The 25835-nt window shown below is 43.9% G+C and carries 25 protein-coding genes; 10 read left to right on the plus strand and 15 right to left on the minus strand.

What is annotated here, in order from left to right:
• From BBG47_RS20460 to BBG47_RS20505, 10 genes are all read right to left on the minus strand, one after another.
• A partial coding sequence (locus BBG47_RS20460; protein WP_217492512.1) for a phage baseplate protein occupies positions 1-509 on the minus strand: 509 nt, incomplete at its 3' end.
• Between the two features lie 257 nt (positions 510-766).
• A complete protein-coding gene (locus BBG47_RS20465; RefSeq protein ID WP_065293258.1) occupies positions 767-1102 on the minus strand; it encodes a low molecular weight protein tyrosine phosphatase family protein in 336 nt (111 codons plus the stop codon).
• 355 nt (positions 1103-1457) lie between these two features.
• On the minus strand, positions 1458-2366 hold the full coding sequence (locus BBG47_RS20470) for a hypothetical protein (protein WP_065293259.1): 909 nt from the start codon (positions 2364-2366) through the stop codon (positions 1458-1460).
• On the minus strand, positions 2363-5461 hold the full coding sequence (locus BBG47_RS20475; protein WP_065293260.1) for a sacsin N-terminal ATP-binding-like domain-containing protein: 3099 nt from the start codon (positions 5459-5461) through the stop codon (positions 2363-2365). The genes BBG47_RS20470 and BBG47_RS20475 overlap by 4 nt, the downstream gene beginning before the upstream one ends.
• Before the next feature lie 381 nt (positions 5462-5842).
• On the minus strand, positions 5843-6577 hold the full coding sequence (locus BBG47_RS20480) for a hypothetical protein (protein ID WP_065293261.1): 735 nt from the start codon (positions 6575-6577) through the stop codon (positions 5843-5845).
• Positions 6578-6936: 359 nt separating this feature from the next.
• Positions 6937-8304, minus strand: a complete 1368-nt coding sequence (locus BBG47_RS20485; protein ID WP_083189495.1) for a stalk domain-containing protein — start codon at positions 8302-8304, stop codon at positions 6937-6939.
• A 189-nt stretch (positions 8305-8493) separates the two neighbouring features.
• Positions 8494-8781 carry a hypothetical protein gene (locus BBG47_RS20490; RefSeq protein ID WP_065293262.1) on the minus strand — a complete coding sequence of 96 codons (288 nt, stop codon included), beginning with the start codon at positions 8779-8781 and terminating at the stop codon, positions 8494-8496.
• Between the two features lie 25 nt (positions 8782-8806).
• Complete coding sequence (locus BBG47_RS20495; protein ID WP_065293263.1) at positions 8807-9367, minus strand: hypothetical protein; 561 nt, start codon at positions 9365-9367, stop codon at positions 8807-8809.
• 5 nt (positions 9368-9372) lie between these two features.
• Positions 9373-10029: a hypothetical protein gene (locus tag BBG47_RS20500; RefSeq protein ID WP_065293264.1), complete on the minus strand. Its 657-nt coding sequence runs from the start codon at positions 10027-10029 to the stop codon at positions 9373-9375.
• Between the two features lie 17 nt (positions 10030-10046).
• Complete coding sequence (locus tag BBG47_RS20505; RefSeq protein ID WP_065293265.1) at positions 10047-10655, minus strand: hypothetical protein; 609 nt, start codon at positions 10653-10655, stop codon at positions 10047-10049.
• Positions 10656-11027: 372 nt separating this feature from the next.
• Between BBG47_RS20505 and BBG47_RS20510 the strand changes: the two genes are divergently transcribed.
• Together BBG47_RS20510 and BBG47_RS20515 are read left to right on the plus strand one after the other, a co-directional pair.
• The gene (locus BBG47_RS20510) at positions 11028-12743 is read left to right on the plus strand and encodes an alkaline phosphatase (protein WP_254659883.1); all 1716 of its coding nucleotides are present in this window, start codon (positions 11028-11030) and stop codon (positions 12741-12743) included.
• Positions 12744-12817: 74 nt separating this feature from the next.
• On the plus strand, positions 12818-13513 hold the full coding sequence (locus tag BBG47_RS20515; RefSeq protein WP_065293267.1) for an ABC transporter ATP-binding protein: 696 nt from the start codon (positions 12818-12820) through the stop codon (positions 13511-13513).
• 43 nt (positions 13514-13556) lie between these two features.
• On the opposite strand, the gene BBG47_RS31425 is transcribed toward BBG47_RS20515, so the two are convergent.
• A complete protein-coding gene (locus tag BBG47_RS31425) occupies positions 13557-13616 on the minus strand; it encodes a hypothetical protein (protein ID WP_483310747.1) in 60 nt (19 codons plus the stop codon).
• A gap of 200 nt (positions 13617-13816) precedes the next feature.
• A complete protein-coding gene (locus tag BBG47_RS30840) occupies positions 13817-14599 on the minus strand; it encodes a ran-binding protein 10 (protein ID WP_254659881.1) in 783 nt (260 codons plus the stop codon).
• A gap of 564 nt (positions 14600-15163) precedes the next feature.
• Here BBG47_RS30840 and BBG47_RS20525 point away from each other — a divergent pair.
• The 3 genes from BBG47_RS20525 (at position 15164) to ald (ending at position 18146) form a co-directional block, all read left to right on the plus strand.
• Entirely contained in the window at positions 15164-15415 is a 252-nt protein-coding gene (locus tag BBG47_RS20525; RefSeq protein WP_254659882.1) for a hypothetical protein, read from the plus strand.
• Between the two features lie 125 nt (positions 15416-15540).
• Positions 15541-16830: a PucR family transcriptional regulator gene (locus tag BBG47_RS20530; protein ID WP_065293268.1), complete on the plus strand. Its 1290-nt coding sequence runs from the start codon at positions 15541-15543 to the stop codon at positions 16828-16830.
• 185 nt (positions 16831-17015) lie between these two features.
• Positions 17016-18146, plus strand: coding sequence for an alanine dehydrogenase (gene ald / locus BBG47_RS20535; RefSeq protein WP_021255757.1), 1131 nt, complete (start codon positions 17016-17018; stop codon positions 18144-18146).
• 211 nt (positions 18147-18357) lie between these two features.
• Here ald and BBG47_RS20540 read toward each other — a convergent pair whose 3' ends face one another.
• On the minus strand, positions 18358-19410 hold the full coding sequence (locus tag BBG47_RS20540; protein WP_065293280.1) for a YeiH family protein: 1053 nt from the start codon (positions 19408-19410) through the stop codon (positions 18358-18360).
• Positions 19411-19834: 424 nt separating this feature from the next.
• Here BBG47_RS20540 and BBG47_RS31240 point away from each other — a divergent pair, with 424 nt between their 5' ends.
• From BBG47_RS31240 to BBG47_RS20550, 3 genes are all read left to right on the plus strand, one after another.
• Complete coding sequence (locus BBG47_RS31240; protein ID WP_368072457.1) at positions 19835-19918, plus strand: putative holin-like toxin; 84 nt, start codon at positions 19835-19837, stop codon at positions 19916-19918.
• A 273-nt stretch (positions 19919-20191) separates the two neighbouring features.
• A complete protein-coding gene (locus BBG47_RS20545) occupies positions 20192-20539 on the plus strand; it encodes a DUF4260 domain-containing protein (RefSeq protein WP_065293269.1) in 348 nt (115 codons plus the stop codon).
• Between the two features lie 34 nt (positions 20540-20573).
• On the plus strand, positions 20574-21464 hold the full coding sequence (locus BBG47_RS20550; RefSeq protein ID WP_065293270.1) for a LysR family transcriptional regulator: 891 nt from the start codon (positions 20574-20576) through the stop codon (positions 21462-21464).
• Between the two features lie 7 nt (positions 21465-21471).
• Here BBG47_RS20550 and BBG47_RS20555 read toward each other — a convergent pair whose 3' ends face one another.
• Together BBG47_RS20555 and pdxR are read right to left on the minus strand one after the other, a co-directional pair.
• Positions 21472-22320, minus strand: coding sequence for an HAD family hydrolase (locus BBG47_RS20555; protein ID WP_065293271.1), 849 nt, complete (start codon positions 22318-22320; stop codon positions 21472-21474).
• Positions 22321-22566: 246 nt separating this feature from the next.
• Positions 22567-24054 carry a MocR-like pyridoxine biosynthesis transcription factor PdxR gene (gene pdxR / locus BBG47_RS20560; protein ID WP_065293272.1) on the minus strand — a complete coding sequence of 496 codons (1488 nt, stop codon included), beginning with the start codon at positions 24052-24054 and terminating at the stop codon, positions 22567-22569.
• A gap of 109 nt (positions 24055-24163) precedes the next feature.
• On the opposite strand from pdxR, the gene BBG47_RS20565 reads away from it, so the two are divergent.
• Positions 24164-24805, plus strand: a complete 642-nt coding sequence (locus BBG47_RS20565; RefSeq protein WP_065293273.1) for a LysE family transporter — start codon at positions 24164-24166, stop codon at positions 24803-24805.
• A 65-nt stretch (positions 24806-24870) separates the two neighbouring features.
• On the plus strand, positions 24871-25647 hold the full coding sequence (locus BBG47_RS20570) for an HAD-IIB family hydrolase (RefSeq protein ID WP_065293274.1): 777 nt from the start codon (positions 24871-24873) through the stop codon (positions 25645-25647).
• Positions 25648-25835 lie beyond the last annotated feature (188 nt).

The raw sequence follows: 25835 nt of genomic DNA on the forward strand, positions 1-25835 counted from the left end.
GCACCCGTTTTATTCGCATAATTCATGTAGGTGACCCGATGAAGAGCCGTATAATCAACTGTCGTACCGGCAGCGTATGTAAGTCTTGCCACCTGGAGGGACCAGTTATACGATGTTGAAGGGTCTGCTTTTGAACTGAAATAGAAATAATTGATATCGTTGTATGTATACATATCGAGGGTTTGACAATGTCCGGTGTTGGTAACGGTCATTTCATCCACGTACGTAGCGTTATTTCCGCTTATGAGTAAACGTGAAAGATAGCATGTTTCCCCAGACCGCTGAGTTACGTAAAGATACTTATCTGCGATGTAAGCTTTCTGCACAGCCACATTGTGATTCAAACCTTTAAGATTGTAAGCGAGCGTTCCCGATGCGCTTACCGTTTTCCCAGGAGTCGCCGCAAAAGCGGGCAAAACAGACATTCCAAAAATAAGAATGGCGAGAACAACAGATGTGAACATTTTCAACTGGCTTTTCAGAAGACCCAAAGCTTGAACTTGCAACATATCAATACCTCCATTAAGAAAATATGATTGGACAAGATACTGGAAAATGTAATCAATCAATTGAAACCACTTTACTAGATTATGGACAAATTCATATTGAGAATGCAAGAATGTAGGATGTTAAATTTCTGAAAATGTCCCTAGCGGTTAATCAACATTTAGATTCTTTCTCTTCAAAGGTAAAAGGAACACGTTTAATGTCCATAATGTCTCTTATGTCCACTTTTTGTTCTCAGTTGAGGCTTGTTCTATTTCTTTCAAAATTCATCTGGGATTTCTATATATTCGGATACTCTTGCTTTCAACAATTCGATTAGTTCTTCATCCATATATGTATAATCATCTGGAATATCCAAGCATATTAGTTTCTTTCCATTCAATTCATAACTATACTTATCTCTTAATCTTCTAATATGCTTCTTCTCCATCACAAAAATGATATCTGCCCAGCCGATTTGACCACCTGTAACTTTAACCCGAGCACCTTCTTCAGTACCTGCCGACCTTACATCATATTCATTCAAAAGATTAAAGATTTTCTCTGCAGATAGGCTTCTCCATTTATTTCTGCTGCATACGAATAGTAATTTTATGAGTCTTCACCCTCTGTTTTAAAATCCATTTCATTCGTTACGTCCATTGAAATTTCCTTACAAGCGTAAGTATAATTTCGGTTACTGGATCTCAACTTATATACTTTATCCGAGAATATACTTTCAGTTCTTCCGATTTATGATTTCATTCAATCCTTTGTTTTCAATCATGACGATACTCTCCTTATATTGTTAGGAGCATTTACATACCCAAGATAATATACATAGCGCCGGTTTCGACGGACTTATCCGCGTAGGGGTGTGAGCTGAATCCTCTTCAATTCTTACCACTTCTTGCGAACCAAGGGCGTAAGCCTGCCTCGCTGAGTACTTATAATAAAACCTATTTTTAAAGCTACGTTTCTTGTATTTTTACACATATATGATAGAGGCATGTAGTTTTTCCCGAACGATTATGGGTTGTTGTCATAAATCTTATATCAGAGTATGAATAATCTTTATCAGCATTCATGTCTGATGAAATGAGCATTACTGGGTATTCATGTTTTTTAACATGGGCGCAATACTTATCCCAAAAAGAACCAAAATTTTTAACTTTGACATATGACAGGCATACATTGAACATATTTCCTACTGTGTCATATGAATATATTTTGTCAAGATGCGTATTAAGATAATTAGTGTTCAAACTATCTAAATTAAGAGCTTCTATAATGGTAAACGGCATACCGTTTTTTTCAATAAAAATGTCTACTTCGCCAGATGATTTTCCTACGGCAGAACTCCCGCGCCGAGTTTGATCTTTTAGACGATATCCGTTTGTTTCTAGTAAATCTGCAATAAAGTCGTTACGCTCATCTTCTGTAGCATTCACATAAAGTTTTCGTGCTTGGAGCTTGATGCAAGCCAAGTAAAGATCACGAATAAATAAATCGGGCTGTGATTCTATACTCTGCGAAGATTTGAAGAAAATGGCGCTTGCAATCTTTTTTACTTTGATTGCATAAATGTTTTTACCGCCAATAGCAAGACGACCAAAATCTATTATCGGTTGCTCAGATAATAATCCGAGTGCCCGTTTAATAGGTTCATCTATCTTAAAACCAGCACTTACTCCATTTATAGAATACTTATCTGTACTTTTGCTTGCTCCAATTACAATGTAACCGTACTCGTCTGGCATGTTTGACAGAGCAGCGATAAACATAGCCAAATTTTGTGGTCTAAATTCTAAGTTCCTACAAATAAGATTTTTTGACTCTGGAGATTGTAGTAATTGTAATACTTCATCAATGTCGATCACTTCTCTCTTATGCTCCTTAATGGAATTTTATTAACGCCAGTTAACTTCAGTATTTTCCCAAATGTAATTTTTTGCGGATCGCTTTCTCCATCTTCAACCCACAATTCGCAATCTTTTTCGTAATCAAGAACATCTAACTCAGAATCATAATATAAGATTATTTGACCATAATCAGATGGGCGAGCAATCAAATAAATTTCAGTATTGTGTTTTTTAATTACAAAGATAGTTTTACTTATTTCCATCAAATCTGAAACATCATAATCCGATTGCTCACTTAAAAAATCGATGATCTTTTTCTTGGAGCGCTCAAGTATCTCATTCACATAGCTAAACATCTCTAAGCTAATTTTAGAATCATGAATAAATTCTGCGTTAAGTATATTATTTGCTAGAGCTCGTTTTAAATCTTCTTCAGTTGATATACCCCATTGTGCAAGAAGTTCTTTTGATATTTCCACCGTTTTATTTGAGCTATTTTCGATATCAGAGCGAGACAATATCATCTCTAATTCTTGCACTCCAGAAACACCAAATTTCTTTAACACATCGTTATATTCTTCCACTTTAGACATATTTTCAGCAATATCATTGTCATTATAAAACCAATGTAAATTCGTTAATAATTCTTTAAAGGACTTAAGAACCGTTTCAGAACCCGAGTTTTCTCGCAGCCAAAGGTAGGTTTTATTAAAGACTTCTTTTTCATCGGCATTATTTTGGCCTAAGCTGTTTTTATTCTCCTTCACATACTTTGTGATTTTCTCGGAAATGCTCTCTAGGTAAACTGTTCTATTTTCAGGCAGATTGAAATAGATGTCTTTTAATAACAATGTTTCACGCACATCATATCCTGCATACATACATGCGTCCTTTAGGATTTCTTCAATTTCACCTGAGTCGAGAGACAGCACTTCGCTTTTTTTGAAGACACCATACTGATTGGGCAATATTTCGAAACGATCTAATAAATGTCCCTGCTCATATTTCACCATCATTTGAACAAAATTTGAAAGCCAAATAATTGCCTCGTCTTTATTGGAGAAAATAAATTGAGAAGTAAATACGTCGATGCGTTCACACGAGCTTATGTCCTTGGTTATTTTTTCTCTCCAGAATTTCAATGCTGCTCTAAGGAGCACATTTGAGTGCTTTGTAACTTTACTTTTTTCCCACGAACCATCAGAATATAGATTCTTAACAAGTCTTAAAAAATCATCTTGTTCTTGGCTATGTTCGGCTTGTAAGCAAATGATATCTTTATAAAACTCCTCTTCTCTCGGGTGTGATCTTTGCATTTTCTTTTCCATCTCTGAAAAAACATCGTCTAACGTACACTTTTTTAGGTTAAAAAGATATTCATGTTTAATTTTTTTATCTAATAATTTTCTTTTGAAATCAAAATCTATAGTTGCAGCTATTTTTTTATAGGTTTCATCAATACCGCTATCAAGCAAAATTGAGTCTAATGCACATAATTCACCGTGCTGATTTGGCAAAATACCTGGATTTCTGCCAAGACTGTTAATGAAGACCTCATCTTTTGAATAAAATAATGCCAATAATTCATTTAACCAATCAGTTACATCACCAATAATATTTTTTGATAATGCATCAATATTTTCAAACTCTTCTATTCTTTTTATTAAATCTAATGTGCCATAATTGCGACACTCATCCCATAGAGAATTATACCAACACTCTAGTTCTTCTCGCTTTGTAATCATATTAGGAATGATTTTGCTTGATAGTGACCATACTTTTTCCCTGACAGTATCATCTAAATCTTTTGGAATAAATACGCAAGTATCCCCCCATTCATCCAATAGAGGTTTTTTCTCACCAACATGAGTGTAGATGAGTGAAGTTTCTTTAATGTGAGATTTAATTGGAGTAATTACTTCACGCTCATACCATTCTTTAGATAACCATTTCTTTTCAGACTGTTCAGGGATTTTAACAATATTATAAATTCCTTCGCAACTTTTTTCTGAGAAAAAGTCCAACATTTTTATGTAAAGTTGACAAGCTTCTATTAATTTTTGCTTGTTTTCTGTTACATGTTCATGGACTTTATCAGTTAAATGGATTCCATTTCGTGGTTCCGTAGGATTAAAAAGTGGGCTGTTTACCACTACTGGGAATGAAAAATCATTTGTTCCTAAGAGAGGAAAGTCGCAAAAAATTCGGGGCAATTCATTGTTGTATTTAACAATATAATAATTTTCCTCTTTTTTTTGTATTTCAACTGCAAGTGACAAATCTTTAGTGCCCATAACATAAATATGTCTATTTTTCGGGGTATATTTCCCATTTTTAGTTGTTTCAACAACAACTTCAATTTCATATACATTTTCAAGATCTTTAATAATTGTTTCTTCACGATTTATTTTTTGGATGAATTGATCGCTTGTGACTGTTATAGAATTTATCTCGGGAACAAAAGCAAATACATAAGGTGCAGATAAAACTAAATTATTCAGACCTTTCTTAGCAATTAGTACCCCAGATTCATCCAAAGCATAACTGAAAGAGGTGTTGAACTCTTCCTCATTTATTGTTTTATCTTTCATCATAGTAGTGTTTTTATCTAACTGAGAGCAACTCTCTTGTATCGCTTCTATTATTGACTGTTTATCCTTACCGGTTCGGTCTAAAACAACACAAAAGGAACATGGCGGTTCGCCGACATCCTGCAAATATCCAGATACCTTCACTTTTTCTGAAAGTAAATGTGTAGTTAAGAACCCTGTTCCAAATTTCCCTGTAGTCCTCTTGGTTTTTGTTTCCGTAATTGTTCGATCTTTTGTGGAAACTTGTTCTATAAGAAAAACAATATTTTCTGTGGAGAATAGTTTGCCGTTATGTTTAAATTCTACAGTTTTTGTGCTTTCCTCAAAGTTGATAAAAATGTCAACCATACCACTTGAGTTAACCACATCTTTTGCATTTTGAATAAGTTCCCAAACCCATCTATATGAAGTTGTCTCATCATTTTCTAATTTTAATTGAGTCAACATATCGATAATTTTATTTGCAGCTTGCGTTTCTTGAGCTTTATTACGTAGTTTATTTATTTTTTCTGAAAACTCCATCCTTATCCTCCTTAATTTCACCAGAAACCTATGCTATTATTTCTAGTCAAAAATGGTTCGCATAACGTTGTTAAGCGTAGTTGACAATACGTTGAATTAATCCCACACTGCTACATATTTCTGAACTTCCTTATCAATCGACTTCACATCTACCGATCTACTTCCTTGCCGTTTTCCCTCACAAATAATTCTAATATTATTGTTTAATAAACCAGTCAATCACTCCTAACGTTCTTGCATTCACGAACCACCACCGGCTTAGATAGCTCTTATCTTTGTCAGTGGGTTTGTTCACAGCTTTCACTCCCCCGACAAAACTTCTGCGGATCTTGGGTCGTATGGCCCGATTCGTGAATATAGCGCTAGATGAAGTCCCCTTATTCACCCCATAATTTGCAACCTGTTCTTTAAATACTTTTGCACTTCAGTTGCCATTTCAATATTCTCTTTCAAGTAATCTATTGTATACTCTCTATTTACGTGAACCATTTCATTACGGAACTTTCTAATTTGTTCGTAGTAACCAAGAACTTTTAAATCTCCACCTAAAACTTCATCTTTCCTATGGTACATCCAACCATTTTTCTGTTCACGTTCTCCATCATCAATTTTTGCTATAACATCACGAAATAGCTGAGAAATAACATTGAAAATGTCTAGGAATTCACCTTTTAAATTATAATTTAGTTTTGTGCTACTTATAGTTAAGGATGTTTCAAATAAATTCTTGAAGAGAGTTTGTGCTAACAACGAGTATGATTCAACTTTTGATTTTTCTACGGTTATTCCATTTCCTGAATGATATAGCTGATTTCTTAAACGGTGAAACCATTCTATATCAGCCAGATCTAAATCTGTAATTTTATCTGGTACGTACTTTTCTGTTAAGTCAAGTAGTGCTGGAAAGGAATTGGATGCCTCTTCAAATTCCTTTCTTGTAAGACCAGTTATTCCAGTAAAACGTTTTGGAAGACCAAGATACGTTTTTAACATCAATTCAACAGAATTATCGATACTAATCATAGCTATACGCAAGTCAAATTCAGATCCATCATACAAATGCTCAAGACCGTGTTGTAGTAACTCGCTTGGTCCATCTATCCATGGCTTTTTCATTTTTATCTCCTTAGACTTTATATTAAAACTTCTGACTTTCATCTAACTGTATATTTGCGAACTTCGCAAATACCCACTATTAATTATCCATGTACAGGTCGGGATTTCCATGTAATTTATACCATTTATTTGACATACTCATTAAATCCCTTATCCCATCACCTAAAAAAGTTCCAATGCCCTATTCCAACATAAAAAGACACGCCAGCATCTAGGGACATTTCCCTAACAGCCAGCGTGTCTTTTGACTCAGCTATAATTCTAACCTTTTATCTTCTCTTTATACCTTCTATATCTATTTATCTTTTAAACTTACTTATATCTAAACTGAAGCGATAGCCTCAGTTCATCCCAATCCCTTACTCTTTATCGCTAATCCCAACAACACCTGTTGGATCAACGCCGAACTTAGCGCCGAAGACGTCTTGCATGGAGTCGAGTGGCATGAAGAGCTTGCCGTTCTTCACGACTGGTGCTTCCTTCAGCTCGACGAACATTTTAGCAACAGAGGCTTTCTTGTCGCCTTCTTTCAGCGCAATCCATCTTGCTCCGCGCATGAACTCGTATGCGCCTGTCTTCTCGTTCTTTTCCACTTTGTAGCCCAGCGCCTTGCCGATCTCTTCGATTGGCACCATGACGTTGTGTTCAGTCGTGAACACTTCTTTCGATATTTCTCCAAGACCTTCACCGTTTACGACAAGCACCCAGTGCATGCCGCCGAAGGAGTCCTGTGGAGTTTGGTTTGGATCTTCTTTCCCTTCTGTTCCTTCACCAATCCCGATTACGCCAGTCGGGTCGATGCCGAACTTCACGCCGAATACGTCGCCAAGGGAATCAACTGGCATGTACAGCTTGCCATTCTTCACAGCTGCTGCTTCCTTCAATTCGACGAGCATTTTGCCTACAGATGCCTTCTTGTCGCCTTCCTTCAGCGCAATCCACTTGGCAGCGCGTGTGAACTCGTATGCGCCAGTCTTCTCGTTCTTCTCTATCTTGTAACCGAGTGCTTTGCCGATTTCTTCAACAGGTACCATGACGTTGTGTTCGGTTGTGTATATATCCTTCTTATCTACGCCCAGTCCTTCGCCATTCACGACGAGTACCCAATGCATGCCGCCGAAGGAATCCTGCGGAGTCTGGTTAATTTGAAGAATATCAATATGCCCATTGGCATCCATCGTCACACCTGCATGCAGCACATCTGTTACAAATTGCAGTGGAACATAGATTTGCTTATCCTTGAGCAATGCTGCTTTTCCCAGATGAAGGACATCCTTCGCTTGCCCATACTCATCCTTGTTCAACACGGCCGTAACCTTCTTGTCTCCCTTAACTGCAGTGATCGATTTGTCTTTGTTATTCCAATCCAGCTTGTAGCCCAGTCCTTCTGTTACCGTACGGATTGGTACGAGAATATGGTTGCCGTCCACCTTCACTTGGCTGGATACCTTTTTACCGTTAATGGTTACCGATGTTTGAGAGCTGACGTTATGTACCCATTTTTTATCCAGAGAAGCACCACGTGTTGTACCTACGATGTCGCCCTTCTCGTTATATACGAACTGCTTCACATATTTATCGTAGAAATTCGTGCCCAAGTCTTTCACTTCCATGTTCGTTGCAACAGCCTTCGTGTCGACTGGTTGTGTCGCTGGGGCTGCATACGCTTGTGCGCCCATCAATCCAAGAGCTAATGCTACGGTAGTTGCAATGGTTGTCTTCTTCATAGGTGTCTACTTCCTCTCGAATGGTTCGTTGTGTGGTGACGCATTGCGCAATGATATCTCAGCTGATTCACACACTCAGACGGGACACTCGATCGAAAGGTTGCACAGAAGGTTATCTCCATTTTTTACTAACTCATTTGTTCATACCCACATATATGCATGTACTAGACCATGGTTCATCCTAGCGATTTACGACAGCATGCCTTTCATCGCCCAAATCCAGATTCCAACGAATCCGAGCACAATTCCGATTAAAAACAACATAAACATCTCTGAACCTAAAAGCCTTTTCACCATGCTCCCGACCAAGGCCACGCTCAAAATAACACAACCGATAAACAACACGATCATGGACGGTCGAGTCAAGAACATATCCTGAACAGAGGGCCGCAGCAGCAAATAATAACTTCCCCCACCGACCAGTACTCCCACTGCGAAAAGGAATGCCAGCAGTACACAAACCGTTGATTTTCTCATGGCCGCTACTCTCTACTTATCCTGGCTAGGCCAGCTCTTCTTGAGCAATTTCCGTCTTGCGGCCGCGCGAGTTCACGATTGTGATACTGATCGCGTCGTATCCATTGCGCTTCGCCTCAGCGAAGTCGCACTTCTCTCCGCTTATCAGCTCCAGCTTGCCGTCCTCATCCACTTCTTCTTCGAATTCCTCGTCCCAGTCGACATTGTAATAGACGGTTACGAATACTTCGAATACATCCTCTCCGTCCCCATCGACATAAGGAAGCAGCGGCTTCCGTTCATTATGCTGCTCCACAGTATACGTATCGCACAGCATCGCATCATATCCATGCTTGCATCCATCGAACAGCACATAGCGCTTCCCTGTTGCTGGATCTTCAGCAAGAATGAGCGGTGGTGCAAATTCCGTCGACGCTATCAGATCATCGATAAGCTCCCCATAATAGAAAACATGGAACTTCCTCGCTCCACCATCAATAGCCAGCCTTCCTGTCCATTCTACCTCATGCCATGCCGCAGGCTTCTCTGGGATTGCAATACCGTCCAAATAAGCAGGGCCTTGTCTGCATTCATTCTGATTCGTCACTATCCTCACGTCCTGTCTCGTGTCATCACGATCGTTACAATACGATTATCATCGTCAACTTTTAGCTTTACCGTAATATCTAATTTATCCTTGAACAGCTTCGTCACATTGATGTAACGATCGACGGCCTCCGTAGTTCCCCCACCTGCCGATGTCCGCGACATGCCAGCATGAATAATATCCTTCACATAATCCGTGTCCATGGGAGCGGACGGATCATAGGTATATACATGATTTCCTTTGTCATCGAAAAATTCATACATATTCGTGTAGTCATTGGCATTTTCAAACTTCGGAACTGTTTTGATATACGCATGTACACGCTCGTTATCATACTTAATTTTGCCGTCTAAAAAGGGATTCTCCTCAGAGGACTTCACCTCATATTGGCCATACGCCAGCATAAACAATTCATCCAAGTCTCCTGTATCTACCTGATAATAAAACTGCCGCTCTTCTCCCTTCTTATCCATTGCGGAATTAAAGTTAAGAAGAGGCCATGCATTATACCTTTTGCCGTCCTTCTCAATCGCTAACGCATACTTGCTTAAGACGACCTCGCCTTGAAACACACCAAATGATCGGCCAATAAAGTAAGCAGGAATGCTCAGAATAACAATAATGACTAGTGCAATGGTCAATTTAAGCTTGAGTTTACTCATGATGCCTCCTTATCCAATTACATATCTATACGTTGCAGCTTGTGAAGCAGCTTCACGATAGCTTCTCGGTTCTTCGCTTCTTTCATATATTTGGGCACCGAGTGTGAAGCCGTGCGCTTGATGACAGCAGCTGGCTTCTCACGCAGTTCTGCCGATATGTAGCTGATCAAATAATTCAGATGCTCTCGGTTGGCCGCCCATACCGGTTTCCCACGGAAATAATCCAAGTAGTACAGCTCCAATTGAAAGATCGGATCCCGTTCATTTCGAAAATCCAAGTAGCAGCCTGAATAGGCCGCAAGCTTACGTATAGGCACTTGATTCACAGATGAGCAATGCGGGCATGCAATACGCACTGCCTTATGGGTCTGCTGCTTGTGATCGGTAACCTCTTCATTGAACCATCTCTCGCACACTGCACACACGCCGCTGGCTGTGTACCGATAAGCTTCCGGTTCCTTCTCCTGATGGAAGCATGCCGTGCAGTTCACTACGACTCCCTGCTCCCCTTTAGAGATGTAGGCCAAACCAGTGCATTTCGGGCACTTCACGGCAACCTGCTCTTTCCGACGCAATATCGCATAAAATCCAAAAGGAAGGCCAAGGGGATCTATAAAGCGCTCCATGATGTCGTTCTCCTCCCGCTTTTTTTACCAAATCATTACCAAGTATAGGTATTATACGATGAACAATCAATGGACTACCTGATTATCATTACAGGTCTTACGTCCCATTTCTATTCGATTACTCACAACTAGCTGCCCATACCCACACATGCGACATTTCATTTGCTAAATCTACTCATAAAAGCGAATCTTATAACCTACTGCTATTCAGGCCGGACATAGGCGTATCAAAGATCGCAATAAAGATGATTTACAAAATATACAAGTCTATTTGATTTTCCAATTACATTTACTTACACAATCGCTAACAATCCTTGACTACAATAAACATGTAAATTACATACTTGGTTGGAGGGATTTCGGTTGAATAAAATGTTACGCAAGTCGCTGGTGACGACTCTGGCGCTTCTCATGCTGCCATTCGGAGCTATGCAATCCGATGCAGTACTCGCTAAGGGCGCAGCGAAACCACAGCCTACTTCGAAAAATCTCATCGTCCTTATCGGTGACGGCATGGGTCCTGCTCAAGTATCTGCCGCACGAATCTACTCCAAGAACAAGCTGAAGCGTCCATCCTTATATATGGACAGCCTGTATGTGGGCCAAGCAACAACGTTCGCTGACAAGGGCGAAGACGGTGACACGATCGTATCCGGTGAAGTAACAGACTCTGCATCTGCGGGTACTGCATTTGCAACAGGCAACAAAACATACAACGCTGCAATCAGCGTATCAAATGAAGATATCTCGAAGCCATTCGCTTCTGTAATCGAAGCTTCTAAGGCTGTTGGCAAATCAACTGGTCTTGTAACGACAGCTCGTATTACACATGCGACACCTGCCGTATATGCATCCCATGTTCGCAATCGCGACAATGAAAATGCCATCGCATCCCAATATTTAGAGTCAGGTTCAGTTGACGTTCTGCTCGGAGGCGGCAAGCGTCAATTCGTAAGCAAGCAGGAGAAAGGCAAGCGCGAAGACAAGACAATCATCCCTGATTTCGAGAAAAAAGGCTATAAGGTTGTTTACGACAAAAAGGGTCTGCAATCGTTAACTTCGAAAAACGGCAAGGTTCTTGGCCTCTTCCACGATTCCCATGTGGACTACGTGCTTGATCGCAAGCCTGAGACTCCAAGCCTTGCAGACATGACGTCTGCAGCAATTAAGTCTCTCTCTACGAATCCAAAAGGCTTCACCATGATGATTGAGGGCGGACGTATTGACCATGCAGGCCACGCGAATGACCTGGGCGCTATGATTCAAGAGACGCTTGATTTCGATGCAGCGGTGAAGGTTGCTCTTGATTTCGCGAAAAAAGACGGCAACACTTCAATCGTAATTACAGCCGATCATGAGACAGGCGGCTTCTCCCTGTCCCGTGACAACATCTATGAACTGAATGTAGATACTTGGGACAAGCAAAAGATCTCCTCCGAGCTTCTTGGGCCACAGCTTGCAAAAGCTGCATCCACCGACGAAGTGAAGGAATTAATCAAGAAACATACAGGTTTCACAGATATCACGGATGAAGAAGCTCAATACATCATGCAAGGCGACGGTTCCTCCTATAAGCAAGAAGGCGCATTCAACCAGGTTATGGCGAAGCGCTACTTGGTAGGCTGGTCTGGACATGGCCACTCTGCGGTAGATGTAGGCGTATGGGCGTACGGTCCAATTTCGGAATATGTAAAAGGTCAAATTGATAACACAGCAATTGCGACAAGCATCGCGAAAGTGCAAGGCTTGGATCTGAAGAAAGCAACTGCCGAGCTGCAAAGCAAGCACTTGTATCCGAAATTCAAGGTGAGCCGTGACGGCAAGGTTCTCTTCCCTGCTGTGAAGTTGGCACAAGCATTGCAAATTAAAGTATCGAATGATAGCGCGTCGAAAACGACTACATTTACAAAGGACAAGGCGACTTTGAAGGTTCAAGACGGAGCTTCCGTTACATTGAACGGCAAAGCGGCTTCGATTCCTGCAGAATTGGATCGCAACGTCCTCTACGTGGATCTTGACGCATTCAGCAAGCTGACTGGCAAAGCATTGAAGTGGGATTCCTTGTCTGAGCGCATCATTTTAAAATAATCAAATCGATACGAATGTGAACGGGTGGGGTGACAGTGTCATCCTGCCCTTTCCTTACTAAATGAGGTGATTCTATGATACAGCTTCATCAGATCCGCAAGTCCTATCGGAATCAACAGCAGCTTCTTCCCATTCTCGATATTCCACATTGGCATGTTGCACAAGGAGATCGAATTGCCCTGCTTGGCCCAAGCGGCAGCGGCAAGAGCACTTTGTTGTACCTGCTGTGCGGTGTACTCGCTCCAGATGAAGGAACCTGTAAGGTTGGCAATGAGCCTCTGCACCAGATGACAGAACTGGAACGCGACCACTTTCGTGCGAAGCATGTGGGCATTATTTTTCAGGACTTCCATCTCATCTCTTCCCTATCTGCGAAGCAAAATATTGAGCTAGTCTACGATGGCAGCTTGCATGGACGGGAACGGCACTCGCATATTCAGCAATGGTTCGAGCGGGTCGGCTTGCAGGATCGTATGAATCATCTTCCAGGGCAGCTGTCGAGAGGTCAACAGCAGAGGGTTGCAATTATTCGTGCCCTGATTAATCGCCCTTCCCTTCTCCTAGCGGATGAGCCAACAGGAAGTCTCGATTACGATACGGCACAGCTTACGATGAATCTCCTGCTCCAACTGGCGCAGGAAGAAGGTTCAACCTTGCTGACAGTCACCCATGACCAGCACTTGGCTTCACAGTACCCGAAGCAGCTTCATATCTCCGCCATTAACCAGCTTGCTGTACATCCTTTTTGGGCTTCTTGCTCTAGCCATTAGGTCATCACCACCACCCCCATTATTGGTTAGTGTTGTCTTGTAGCTACTCGTTACGTGCGATAGAGGCGTTAGCCCACATCATCGCTTGTTCTAGGTTAGTCATTGCTAATGACTTCTCCCGGCTGTTTGGACAAGTTCGTCAATCACGTTCGTCAATTCTTTTGCCTTCTTTCGGATAGCGTGTACTTTTCCGGTTGCCCTTCCTTTGGCGCGTGCTTTGGCGCGTGGTAATTGAAGTTGCTCTCTATTACTGTCCTTTTTTGGCTGAAATGAAAAAACCGCCCCATAGGAGCGGCATTAAGTTTATTTGGTCGTATACTCATTCACTTCAAACGTTAAAATCTTATCGAAGATAACGTAGTCTTTACGGGCACTGAATGGCCCTTGGTTATTGTTGTGCTTGTTGATTGCATAGGAAGCTGTTCCCGAGCCAGCTTGTTTATTTTCATACCATGCGATAAAGGCATTAACCTCATCCATGCTTAGATCAAACTCTTTCTCCAAACCAGTTGTCATGGTAACTACTAATAATGCTCTGTCTCCATTAGTAGGCGTTGGATCTGGTCTTTGAGGTTTTTCTGGATCAGGTACTTCATTTAATTCGTATCCAAACGTAATTTCTTTAATAGCAACCCAAGAACTATAACCGTTAACAGTAATTTTTATTTTCTCATAATTGCCCGGAGTTACGCTGATAGGATCAGTGGCATTGTCACTTACCCATCTTTCTTCTTTCTTACTTATTGCTTCCCATGTTCCATTTTTATAAGCAAATATTTGATATGTTACATTATCCATTGGAGACGCATTTCCTGCAACTTGTACAAACTTCAATGTTAGTGCTTGAGGAAACGTGATTTCTAAACTTCCAGAAAAGAAGTCGGATGTGGGGCCCCATTGAGTGTTTAAATCACCATCAATCACTCTCATAGCTGTTTCATTATCAAGGTTATTACTATCTACTACCGTCGTACCTTTAGGCGGCATTAAACCTTCCATAGTGTCGACTTTACTGCTAGCAAATGCCGAGATTGGGAATACTACTAACAAGACCAATACCAATAAAACCGTTAGATGTTTTTTCACTTCATATCTCTCCTTAATATCAACTGCTACGAGAATACAATGATTATGGATGAACGTCTAAACATATGTTTACTTATTATTTAATTCATTACAAATACTTCTATAAAAAAATAAAGTCGGCAATTAACCGACTTAAAAGAATCATTTGTAGACTATTATATTTAATGCCACAGCAACTCTTCTTACAGCGTTCCACCGTAACTTCCTATATGTTTTCTCGCTAATTGGTGGGTCAACAGATTCTGCATGATGTGCTGAAAGAATCAGAGCTTACTCATGCGTATGCGATGACGGCTGGCGACTCCTATCAAGGATATCCAATCGTCGGCATTATACGAAGACCGGTGAAGCACTAGCACCGACAAAGCAAATGCAAACAACAGCACCACCGGCAGTAACGCCAGCCAAACGAATTCCAGCACCACTGCTTCAAAATCGAAACCTGCCTATTCGAGTACGCTGCAGTGGTCCGAATTTTTCGATAATGAGAAGCAGAACACGCCGTCGGACAAATTCTGGGATCTCTCCGGCCAGCAGGTTACGATTAAAGGATATATGGGAGAAGTGCTGTCATTCGATAAACACTGGTTCTTGCTCATCCCGGCACCAGGTGCAGAATGTCCCTTCGACAATGGAGACGAAACGTACTGGAACAAAATCATGATGGTATTCGTTCCTTCCAACACCAAACTTCGTTATACGTCCGGCGCATTGGAACTGACCGGTACGCTGGATGTTGGCATTAAGATCGATGAGTCCGGCTACAAGACGATGTTCCGGTTATACGATACCTCTTTCAAAGAAATCAAAAAATAATGAAACGTACTTGGACAGCTGCCCCAAAGCAAATGGTAGGTCATTCGACCTTGTCCGATGTAGTCGGCCAGATGGATTTCATGCTAAAATAGTCATGATCTTCCTACTGTTGAGGAGCCATGTGCATGAATGAAATGAACCAGCTGTTCGAACAGCATTTTGACAGCTTAGAAGCAGTTGCGGATTTGGTCAGTGATCTGCTTCATTGCCCTGTCACAATTGAAGATGCCGGACATAAGCTGCTTGCCTACAGCACGCATCACCCCGGCACAGATCCTGCGCGGATCGCAACGATTATCGGACGGCGCGTCCCTGAGCAAGTCATCAGCGCATTATGGAGAGACGGCACGATGCAGCGGCTCATGTCCAGTCTAGAACCGATACGTATCCAACATATCGACGAGGTTGGCCTCGGCAATCGCTTGGCGGTTGCCATCCGTCATCAACAGGACATTATCGGCTATATATGGGTGCTCGACAGTGAACAATCGCTGCCAGAAACAGCTCTCCAGACATTGTCACAAGCTGCTCAGGCTGCCAAGGCCAAGTTAATGCAGCATCAGCTGCACAGCAGACGCCAGGATCAGCATAAGCATGATTTCTTCTGGCAGCTCTTAACCGGACACCACACCTCAGAGCAAGCCATTCGGGAGCATGCGGCACGACTCGGCATTTCGTTCCCTCCTGAATATTTCATATGGATGATACAGTTCAGCACACCTATCCAAGAGAAGTTATATCGTCACATTCATTACACGCTCAAAACAACTCAGCATATGCGCATGCTGCTTCATGTCATTGATCATGACCGGCTTATTATGATGTCAGCGCCCGTGCTGTCATCACTTGTAAATAGCTCTGCCAATCTGTACAAGGAACCGTGCCAACAGCTCATACTGCATATGAAGCAGCGATTCGGCGCCTCACCAGTTCGCAGCGGAGCAAGCACTCTATCCTCCTCGTTCCTGCTCGTATCACGGTGCTATGAAGAAGCCATGACAACACTCTATCTAAAAAAAGCATTCCCCGATGAATTAGATTCTGTACATAGCTATGGCGAACTCGGTTATTACCGTCATTTGCCCTTATTGATCGAACACCATACTGCACATTCTGCCGCACGAGGAACACAGCAGACATTTCAACATATAGGCTTAGAGAAGCTGCGCATGTATGATGCCGAGCATGTAAGCGGACTCGTGCATACCATTGAACAATTTCTTCGTTATGATTGCAATGTGAAGAAGACAGCGGAAGCCTTACATATTCATACGAATACCCTCATGTACCGATTAAAGCGCATTGCAGAAGTCGGCGGTGTCGATGTCGACAGCATGGATGAGAAGATGTCGCTATTTTTGGAATTAAAATTGCATCGATTGGCAACGATAAACAAGGACAACGAATCTACGTAACACGTCATCCGTTGCCAACCTTCCCTGCGATCGATTACCCGATACGCAATTGTCCCTGGCTTTGTGGGAATTACACAAGGACAGGGTATTTTTTTTGGAGCTGACGACAAAGCGCTGGCGGGAGCTACGAATTATACTTTAATTGGATAACCAAACAGGTTCAGGATATTTGAGGAGGATAAGCAATGATTATCGGAGTTCCCATGGAGATCAAAAATAATGAAAATCGCGTTGCGCTCACCCCAGCTGGTGTAGCTGCATTCCATAAAGCTGGCCACCGTGTCATCATTGAACATGACGCTGGAATTGGAAGCGGTTTCGACAATGCCTCATATGAACAAGCAGGTGCTACTATCATTCCTAGTGCTGCTGAGGTATGGGCGCAGGCCGATATGATTATGAAGGTGAAGGAGCCCTTATCATCCGAGTACGGTTACTTCCGCCCGGGGCTTATCTTATTCACATATTTGCATCTCGCGGCTGAGCCTGAACTGGCTCGCGCATTAATCGAACATAAAGTTACTGCAATCGCCTATGAGACGGTTGAAGTCAATCGCACGCTGCCTCTGCTCACACCAATGAGTGAAGTGGCAGGCCGCATGTCAGCTCAAATTGGGGCACAATTCCTCGAGAAGCCGCATGGCGGCATCGGAATCCTGCTTGGCGGAGTACCTGGCGTACGACGCGGCAAGGTTACGGTTATTGGCGGCGGTGTTGTCGGAACGAACGCTGCCAAGATCGCAGTAGGTCTTGGAGCAGATGTTACCATTATCGATATGAACGCAGATCGCCTGCGCCAGCTGGATGATCTATTCGGCTCGAGTGTGAATACCTTAATGTCGAACCCACTCAATATTGCCGAAGCGGTAGCCGAATCCGACTTGGTCATCGGTGCAGTTCTTATACCGGGCGCTAAAGCGCCGAAGCTCGTAACGGAAGCGATGATTCGTTCCATGCAGCCTGGTTCTGTTGTCATCGATGTCGCCATCGATCAGGGCGGTATTTTCGAAACGGTTGATCGCATTACCACTCACGACGATCCGATATACGTCAAGCACGGTGTCGTTCATTATGCTGTAGCGAATATGCCAGGTGCTGTTCCACGCACATCAACGATGGCGCTCACGAATGTTACCGTTCCTTACGCATTAAGCATCGCGAACCTCGGACTTGGCAGAGCATTGCAGAACAGCCAACCGCTCATGCGCGGCGTCAATACTGCAGGCGGAGCGATCACATACGAAGCTGTAGCCCGCGACCTCGCACTTCCGTACGTGCCTGTCGAAGAGGCGCTCCATAATGCAAGTGTGATTTAATAACAGGATTGTATGGCAACAAATGGGTTTCCTCTCCCCCTCAGGAGATATCATATTCCATGTTCTGTATGTGGGACGCTCAGCAATTGAGCGTCTATTTTTTTGGAAATGAACAAGCCTATACAAGTAAGCTTAGAAAACACAAGAGGTCAACAACCAATGCATAATTGGCATGTTGACCTCTTTCATTACGTATTTCATTCATTATGCATTACGCTAAGCCGAACCCATGCACCAGCCCAAAGCCTAGCAGGGACAGCAGAATGGAACCAATGAATCCCGCCGCGAACGACTTCATCCCAAGTCTGCGGAACGAGACAAGATCGACATTCAAGCCGAGCCCCGCCATCGCCATGGCAATCAGCATGTAGGCCGCAATGACAATATATCCTGCAATCTGTTCCGGAACGATCCCTAGAGAATTAAATCCGCTGACGAGCAGGAACCCGAGGATGAACCATGGAATCGGTACTTTGGCTTTCTCCGTCCGAGCATCTGCTCCTGCTTCCTTGCGGCTCTCACGTGATGACCAGATGCCGATCAGAATAGCGACAGGAACTAGCAAGGCTACACGCGTAAGCTTAACAATGACCGCCATATCGACCGCTGCGCTGCCCCCTGGATCTGCTGCTGCAATGACATGAGCAATTTCATGCAATGTCGCACCGGCAAAGATCCCATATCCGTTATCCGACAAGCCAAGTACCGGAAACAAGAATGTATATGCTAATGTAAAAATAGTGCCCAGTATCGCAACCATCGCTGCACCGATTGCCGTTTCTTCGTCCTTGGCTTTAATTTGCGGCGCTATCGCTACCACAGCCGCCGCACCACAAATCGCGGTTCCACACGCTGTCAATATACCGAGCCTTTTATCAACCTTGAACAATCTCGTAAGTCCATATACGACCGACAAGGTAAATACAATGACGATTACCGCCATCATGAATACTTTAGGGCCTGCACGTACTATATCCATAAGATCTAAGCGCATCCCGAGCAAGATAATGCCGAGGCGGAGCAGCTTTTTACTCGAAAAATTCGTTCCTGCGACAATCTCCTGCGGCACCCCGATGGCAGCACGCCACGCGATACCGATCAGAATGGCGATCACAAGCTGTCCCATAATACTAAGGAAAGGCAATCCCGCAAGCAGCTTCGCTGCAACCGCAATAATGAGCGTTAGCGCGATGCCGAGCGCAAATCCTCTATATTGTTTATTTCGCTTCGGCTTGGTGGCCAGAAGAACTTCCCCGTTATTCATATCCATCCCCCGTCTCTAAGCAGGTGTAACCTGATGCTTACGATGAATACTATATATGGCTTCGCTCGTGAGGGGAAATACGGATATGCAATCCCTAGCATAAGGAAAACTTATTGTCGGTATATTTATCTATAACATGAGGAGCAATTTGGTGCCTCTATGTGCCGTCCGACATTAACCATTCGCCAGGCATACTTAAGTTACATACAAAAATACCCCCAAGGCATTCTTTATATCATCCGATATAAGAACTTGTCCTTAGAGGTGCTTGAATGGTCTCATATTAAGGGTAGTCTAGACTACTGTGTTCGAATGAAGGTTCAAATCTATATTCTGACTGTAGAAAATTATGGTATGATACATGAGTACAACTGATTCGGCATGAAGGGCGGTCGGCTAGTCTCCCTGACGGGAGGTGATGCCCATGACAGTATTCGAAGCACTAACGCTAATGATTAGCTTTGGTACGCTTATCGTGATGCTGTTATCGTTTCATAAACGGAAATAGACCGCCCCATAGCAAGGTATCGGTCTATTTCATGTCCGTCTTTGCAGCCGACCGTTCTTACATGCGGCCGTTGTGCAGGGATCGTGTTGGTAGCACGATCCCTTTATTCATTGTATCGCTGTTATTACATATTATACCTGATTGCTGCAGCTTAGCAACTTGAAATATAACACCTATCATTTAAGAACTGCTTCTGCCCAACCTTATGCTGTCAGGCTATGATCAGGTAAACGTATAACTTCGACATCAAGAGTGGAGGATCATGAACTGGAAATGAGCAAAGCAATCTTACATTTAGAAGGGTTGTCCGTATTGTTAGGATGCATCTATTTTTACGATTACTATCATTTTAGCTGGCTGTTGTTTTTTGTTTTGCTATTTGTTCCTGATGTATCCATGATCGGATATATACTAAGTAATAAAGCAGGGGCAATTATTTATAATGTATTTCATACCTACTGTGTGACGCTCGGAACCATGATGTGTGGAATCCTCTCATCCAATCAGACTGTCTTAGCAGTGGGGATCATATGGACAGCCCATATTGGAATGGATCGCATGTTTGGATTTGGGTTAAAGTACACGACAACATTTAAAGATACTCATTTTAACCGACTATAGTTAAGTAAAGAATCAACGGAGGATCGTTAGCCAAATGATCGTAGATACAATGAAGGTATATGTAACGGTCGTGGAGCAGCGTAATTTCTCGCGGGCCGCAGAACTGCTCCATCTCTCACAGCCTGGCGTCAGCCAGCATATCCGCAACTTGGAGCAGGAATTCGGCGTGCAGCTCATCCATCGCTCGCCTAAGCATGTTAAGTTGACCGAAGCTGGAGAGATATTATATATGCATGCGAAGGAGATGATCGCCCGCTATGAGGCGGCACGCGAAGATATCGGGCTGCTGCGGGATGAGGTGACCGGATCGCTGCGCATCGGAGCCAGTTTCACAATCGGAGAATATATATTGCCACGCATCGTGGCTTCATTCGCACGCCAATACCCGAGCGTAGATGTTCAAGTAACCGTAGCCAATACGGAGCAAATTGCACAGTCCGTACGCGCGAATGAACTGGACATCGGACTCGTAGAAGGCAAAATCGAATATACAGATCTTCAGCTTGGCACTCCGTTCATGGAGGATGAGATGGTGCTCATTGTACCGCCAAACCATTCGTTTGCTTCCATGCCCACCATCGAGCCCCGCATGCTGCATGACGAGGTATGGGTGCTGCGTGAGCAAGGCTCGGGTACAAGGGCGTACAGTGATCAATTCATGAGCGATCTGAAGCTGCACATCAAGCGTTCCTATGTATTCAACAGCAGTCAAAGTGTCAAGGAAGCTGTCATGGCCGGACTCGGGATTGCAATGCTCTCTTATTGGGTCATTCGCAAAGAGCAAGAGCATGGTGATCTGCGCTTGGTGCACGTGAAGGGCAAGAGTGTCAAGCGAGCGTTCCACATTCTTCAGGACAACAACGCTTCTGCCACGATGGCCATGACGATGTTCATCGACCAGGTAAGGCATTTCCAAATGCGGTAATCCAATCTCACCTGGCTACCAATGCAGCTAAGCAGGCTGGAAGCTCCATGATGCTGTGGATGACGAAATCAGGTCTAATTTGCGCCGGCAGTACTGTACACTCGTCATCCCCGAACAGCTCCTTGTGTAAGCTCTGACATTCCCGCTGAAGCTGCTGCCTGCATAGCGTCAAGAAGATCTGTTCATGCACGCGCTGTTCAGGAGCGAGCTGATGCAGTTCCTGTGGAAGCTTACGGTTTACCAGGATAGAAGCTGCTCCAGATTGATTCGCCATGTACACATCATGATCCAGCCGATCCCCAACATGTGCAGCGATTGCACCATGCTGACGGACAGCACGAAGCATATGCGCATCAGGTTTGCCGCCGCCCGCAATCTCCGGTGTAACGATAAGCTCGAAATATGCGGCAATGCCAAGCGCTTTGAGCACAGGATATTGATATTTATAGTATCCGTTCGTCGCAACCGCCAATCGATAGCCATCCTGCTTCAACTGCTCCAGAACGGTCTTCACCCCTTCTTCGAGCAAATAGATCTTCGTCGGCGGCTCTGCATGCTTGCGTACGAGTTGTTCTACTTGAATATCTATACTTGGAGACACACCGAGTTCAGCAAGGACTACTCTCACCATATCGTCCCAATCGTAGGCTGCAACTGTCTCACCAGCTTCCATTCGCTTCCGATGTTCCGCATGAAGAAGCTTCCCCATATCGAAACTCGTGTCATCGTACGCTTCCAAATCCGTACGCAATTGCAATTGTTCCCGTACAACATTTGTAATCTCCGGAAAGATCCATGCAGCAAATGGATTCTGCATCAATGTCCCATCCAAATCAAAGGTAACCCAGCTGCTCATCCGCTCGCTCCTTCCCTAATCCCTTGCCCAACAAGTATAACAAGCCCCACATACCAACACTTCGTTCACTCTACTGCTAGGTGCTAACACTAAGTTTACTCTACTGCTAATTGCTAACACAAAGCACACTAAGTTTACTCTACTGTGCTAGTATGCTAGCTGTTTTACAGCCCTCAGCCTTGCGCAAAGTAAATATGAATATAAGGATATAATGATTCCTTTGATAAGAAGGCAGCTGCCAAACCATTATCCGAACCAAACCTTGCTCAGCCGCTCAACACCTTCTCTTATCTGGTGCAGACTGAGTCCGCCGAAGCCAATGAGCAAGGAGGGCATCTCGTCTGCTTCTTGCTGAATTCGATAAGTCGAGGTCGGATACACCTTGACCCCAACAGTTCTTGCTGCTTCGATTAATTGCTGCTCATGATGTTCATGCTTCACTTGAAGCACGATATGAAGTCCAGATTGCTGACCAATTACGCGGACTCGATCGCCCATTGCTTTTTTAAGGGCTGTCAGCAATGTGCTGTGCTTCTCTTGATACAGCTTGCGCATTTTCCGCAGATGCTTGTCCCAATGCCCTTCTGACATGAATCGCTCCATTGTCATCTGATGCAGCTTCGAAGCCGTCTGCTCATAAGCAGAGAATTCAAGCTTATACCGCGTTAGCAGCCATGGAGGAAGCACCATATAGCTTAGGCGTATGGAAGGAAGCAGAGACTTGGAGAACGTTCCAACGTAGATGACCCGACCATGCCCATCCAGCCCTTGCAGTGAAGGGACAGGCTTCGCGCCGTACTTGAACTCCCCATCATAATCATCTTCGATAATAATGCTTCCTCTCTCGTTCGCCCATTGCAGCAGCTGCATCCGCTTCGCAATAGACATCACCATGCCTTGTGGAAATTGATGCGACGGCGTGACATATACCGCACCAGCATTCCGTTCTCTTAGCTGCTGTACAGATATGCCTTCAGCCTCCAGCGCAATCGGCTCTATCTCGAAGCCATGATGATAGAATATGGCCCTCGCCCCGTCATAACCCGGCTCCTCCATCGCAATCGAACGCGTATCTTGGCGAATCAGCTGACAGATAAGCATGAGCAGCTGCTGGATGCCAGCCCCCATCACAATCTGCTCCGGCGTGCAGCGCACTCCCCTTGATTGGTACAAATATTGAGCAATGGCCCTCCGCAATCCCGCTTCACCCTGACGGTGTCCGTACTGCAGAGCCTCATCCTGCCTATGTCGAAACAAATCATTCGCTAACTTCCGCCATACGATTAACGGGAACTTATCCCTATCTACATTGCCATGGCGAAAATCAATCTCAATTTCTGCATCCTTATCAGATCCATCCCTGTCCTCCAGCGAAACAGAAGTTGTTAATGGCTGCGTCAGCTCTCGTTCAAGCGCTCCTGTGAACCCTCCTGCTAGCTCTCGGTCATATCCTCTATCCCTACACTCTGCATGCTTCACATCCCCTTCCATCGGCATGACAAACAAGCCAATTCGGGAGCGATTCTCCACATACCCTTCTGCTATCAACTGCTGATAGGCTGCCTCAACCGTATTGCGGCTCACCTGCAAATGAACAGCCAGTGTTCGGATCGAAGGCAGACGCGTACCTGCTACTAACGTTCCGTTCACTATTTGCTTCGCAATATAACTGTACAGCTGTGCATATTTCGGTTCCGCTGCTTGATCATCGATATGCGGTGTCAGTTCAAGCATCTTCCTTCACCTCTGTCCCCATCCAAATCTATAAATCTGCCACTTATCAACAGGACAGATAGTCAGTACAATAATACCATTATTTCGTAATGACAGGAAGGAAGATCAGATGGCTAGCGTATGGTTCAGCTATGTATTGCTCGGGCTGTCTCTCTCAGCCCCCGTCGGTCCGATCAGCATCGCACAGATTAAGGCCGGGTTAAAGAATGGATTCTGGAACGCTTGGTTCTTAGGGCTTGGCGCAATGAGCACAGATGTCATATTCATGCTGCTTATCTATTATGGAGCCACCTCGTTCCTAACAACGCCGCTCGCCAAGCTGATTCTATGGATTGCAGGGTTCATATTGCTGCTGTATCTTGGATATGAGAGTATTCGTGAGGCTAGATCTACAGTACAGATCACAGATTCTGATGCCAAGAAGGAGCATGTCGGTTCTTCTTTTTTATCGGGCTTCTTGCTGGCGTTATCCAACCCGCTTAACATCGTATTCTGGATTGGCATATACGGCTCGGTAATGGCATCGACCATAGATGTAATAGGCAAGCAGGATACCTTGCTGTACAGCAGTGCGATCATTATCGGTATTCTCATATGGGATCTGTTCGTCGCAATCGTGACTCATGTCAGCCGCAAAGCCGTCACGCCGCGACTTATGCAATACGTATCGATTGCCGCAGGGATTGTGTTTATTGGCTTCGGCATCTATTTCGGCTATTCCGCCGTCCAACAAGCCCTCTCATTCTTTTAAATGCTTATCACTTCCGCTGGATCGACTAGCGAATATCTTATACCTACAAAAGGAGACAGTCACACATGCACTTCATTTTCGATATTGATGGTACGATTTCATTCAAAGGACAGCCAGTCTCTGCACCAATTATGGACTGCTTGGCACGCATTCAAGAAGCTGGACATGTCGTCGGCTTCGCGTCTGCCCGCCCGTGTCGGGATATGCTGCCCGTGCTCGATGAATGCTTTCACCATAACCTGCTCATCGGTGCCAACGGTGCCATGACCTATTTCAAGGGAGAGCGTCTGGCAAGCAATCCGCTTCCCCAATTAACTTCAAATACAATCATGGGCTTGCTAGAGCAATATGAGGCTTCATATCTCGTAGACGATGAGTGGAACTATGCACATAACTTGGAGGATTCACATCCCTTCCTGTTCAATGTCGATCCCCTGCGATTGGCAGCTCATGTACCGATGAACGAAATTCACAGCACCATTAAAATTCTCGTTCTAGGCAGCAATCGCTTAGAGGAACTCACTGAAAAGCTCAAGTCATTGGATACAACGCTTCACTATCACTCTGCGGAAGGCATTCTGGACATGACCAACGTTGGAGTTAACAAAATGGCTGCTCTGCGTTCATTCGGGATTATTCCTGGTCAATTCGTCTGCTTCGGCAACGATATGAACGATATTCCGATGTTCGTGCAAGCTGGATACGCTGTTGCCATTGGCAGCTTCGATAAGCTGCTTCCACACGCATCGTGCAGCATTCCAGTTGGCGGCGATACCGAAGATCGCATTATCGCTAAGCTCGAAGAGCTGGCGTTCGGGAATGGGATTCCTCTTCGCGTATAGCAAGGTATAGCTTGTGATTGATAAGTCGCGCTAGGAGTTCCCGCTATTCGAATAAAACAAATAAACAAAAGGCCGAGTCCAAGGAGAATTGGTTTTCCCCTTAACTCGACCTTTTTTTCATAACCAGAGCTATCTCACTATTCGTATAATAATCTCCTATAATGCACAATCCCATTTCTAATCCTTAG

This window comes from Paenibacillus sp. KS1 (assembly GCF_001680695.1).
Lineage (GTDB): Bacteria > Bacillota > Bacilli > Paenibacillales > Paenibacillaceae > Paenibacillus_B > Paenibacillus_B suaedae.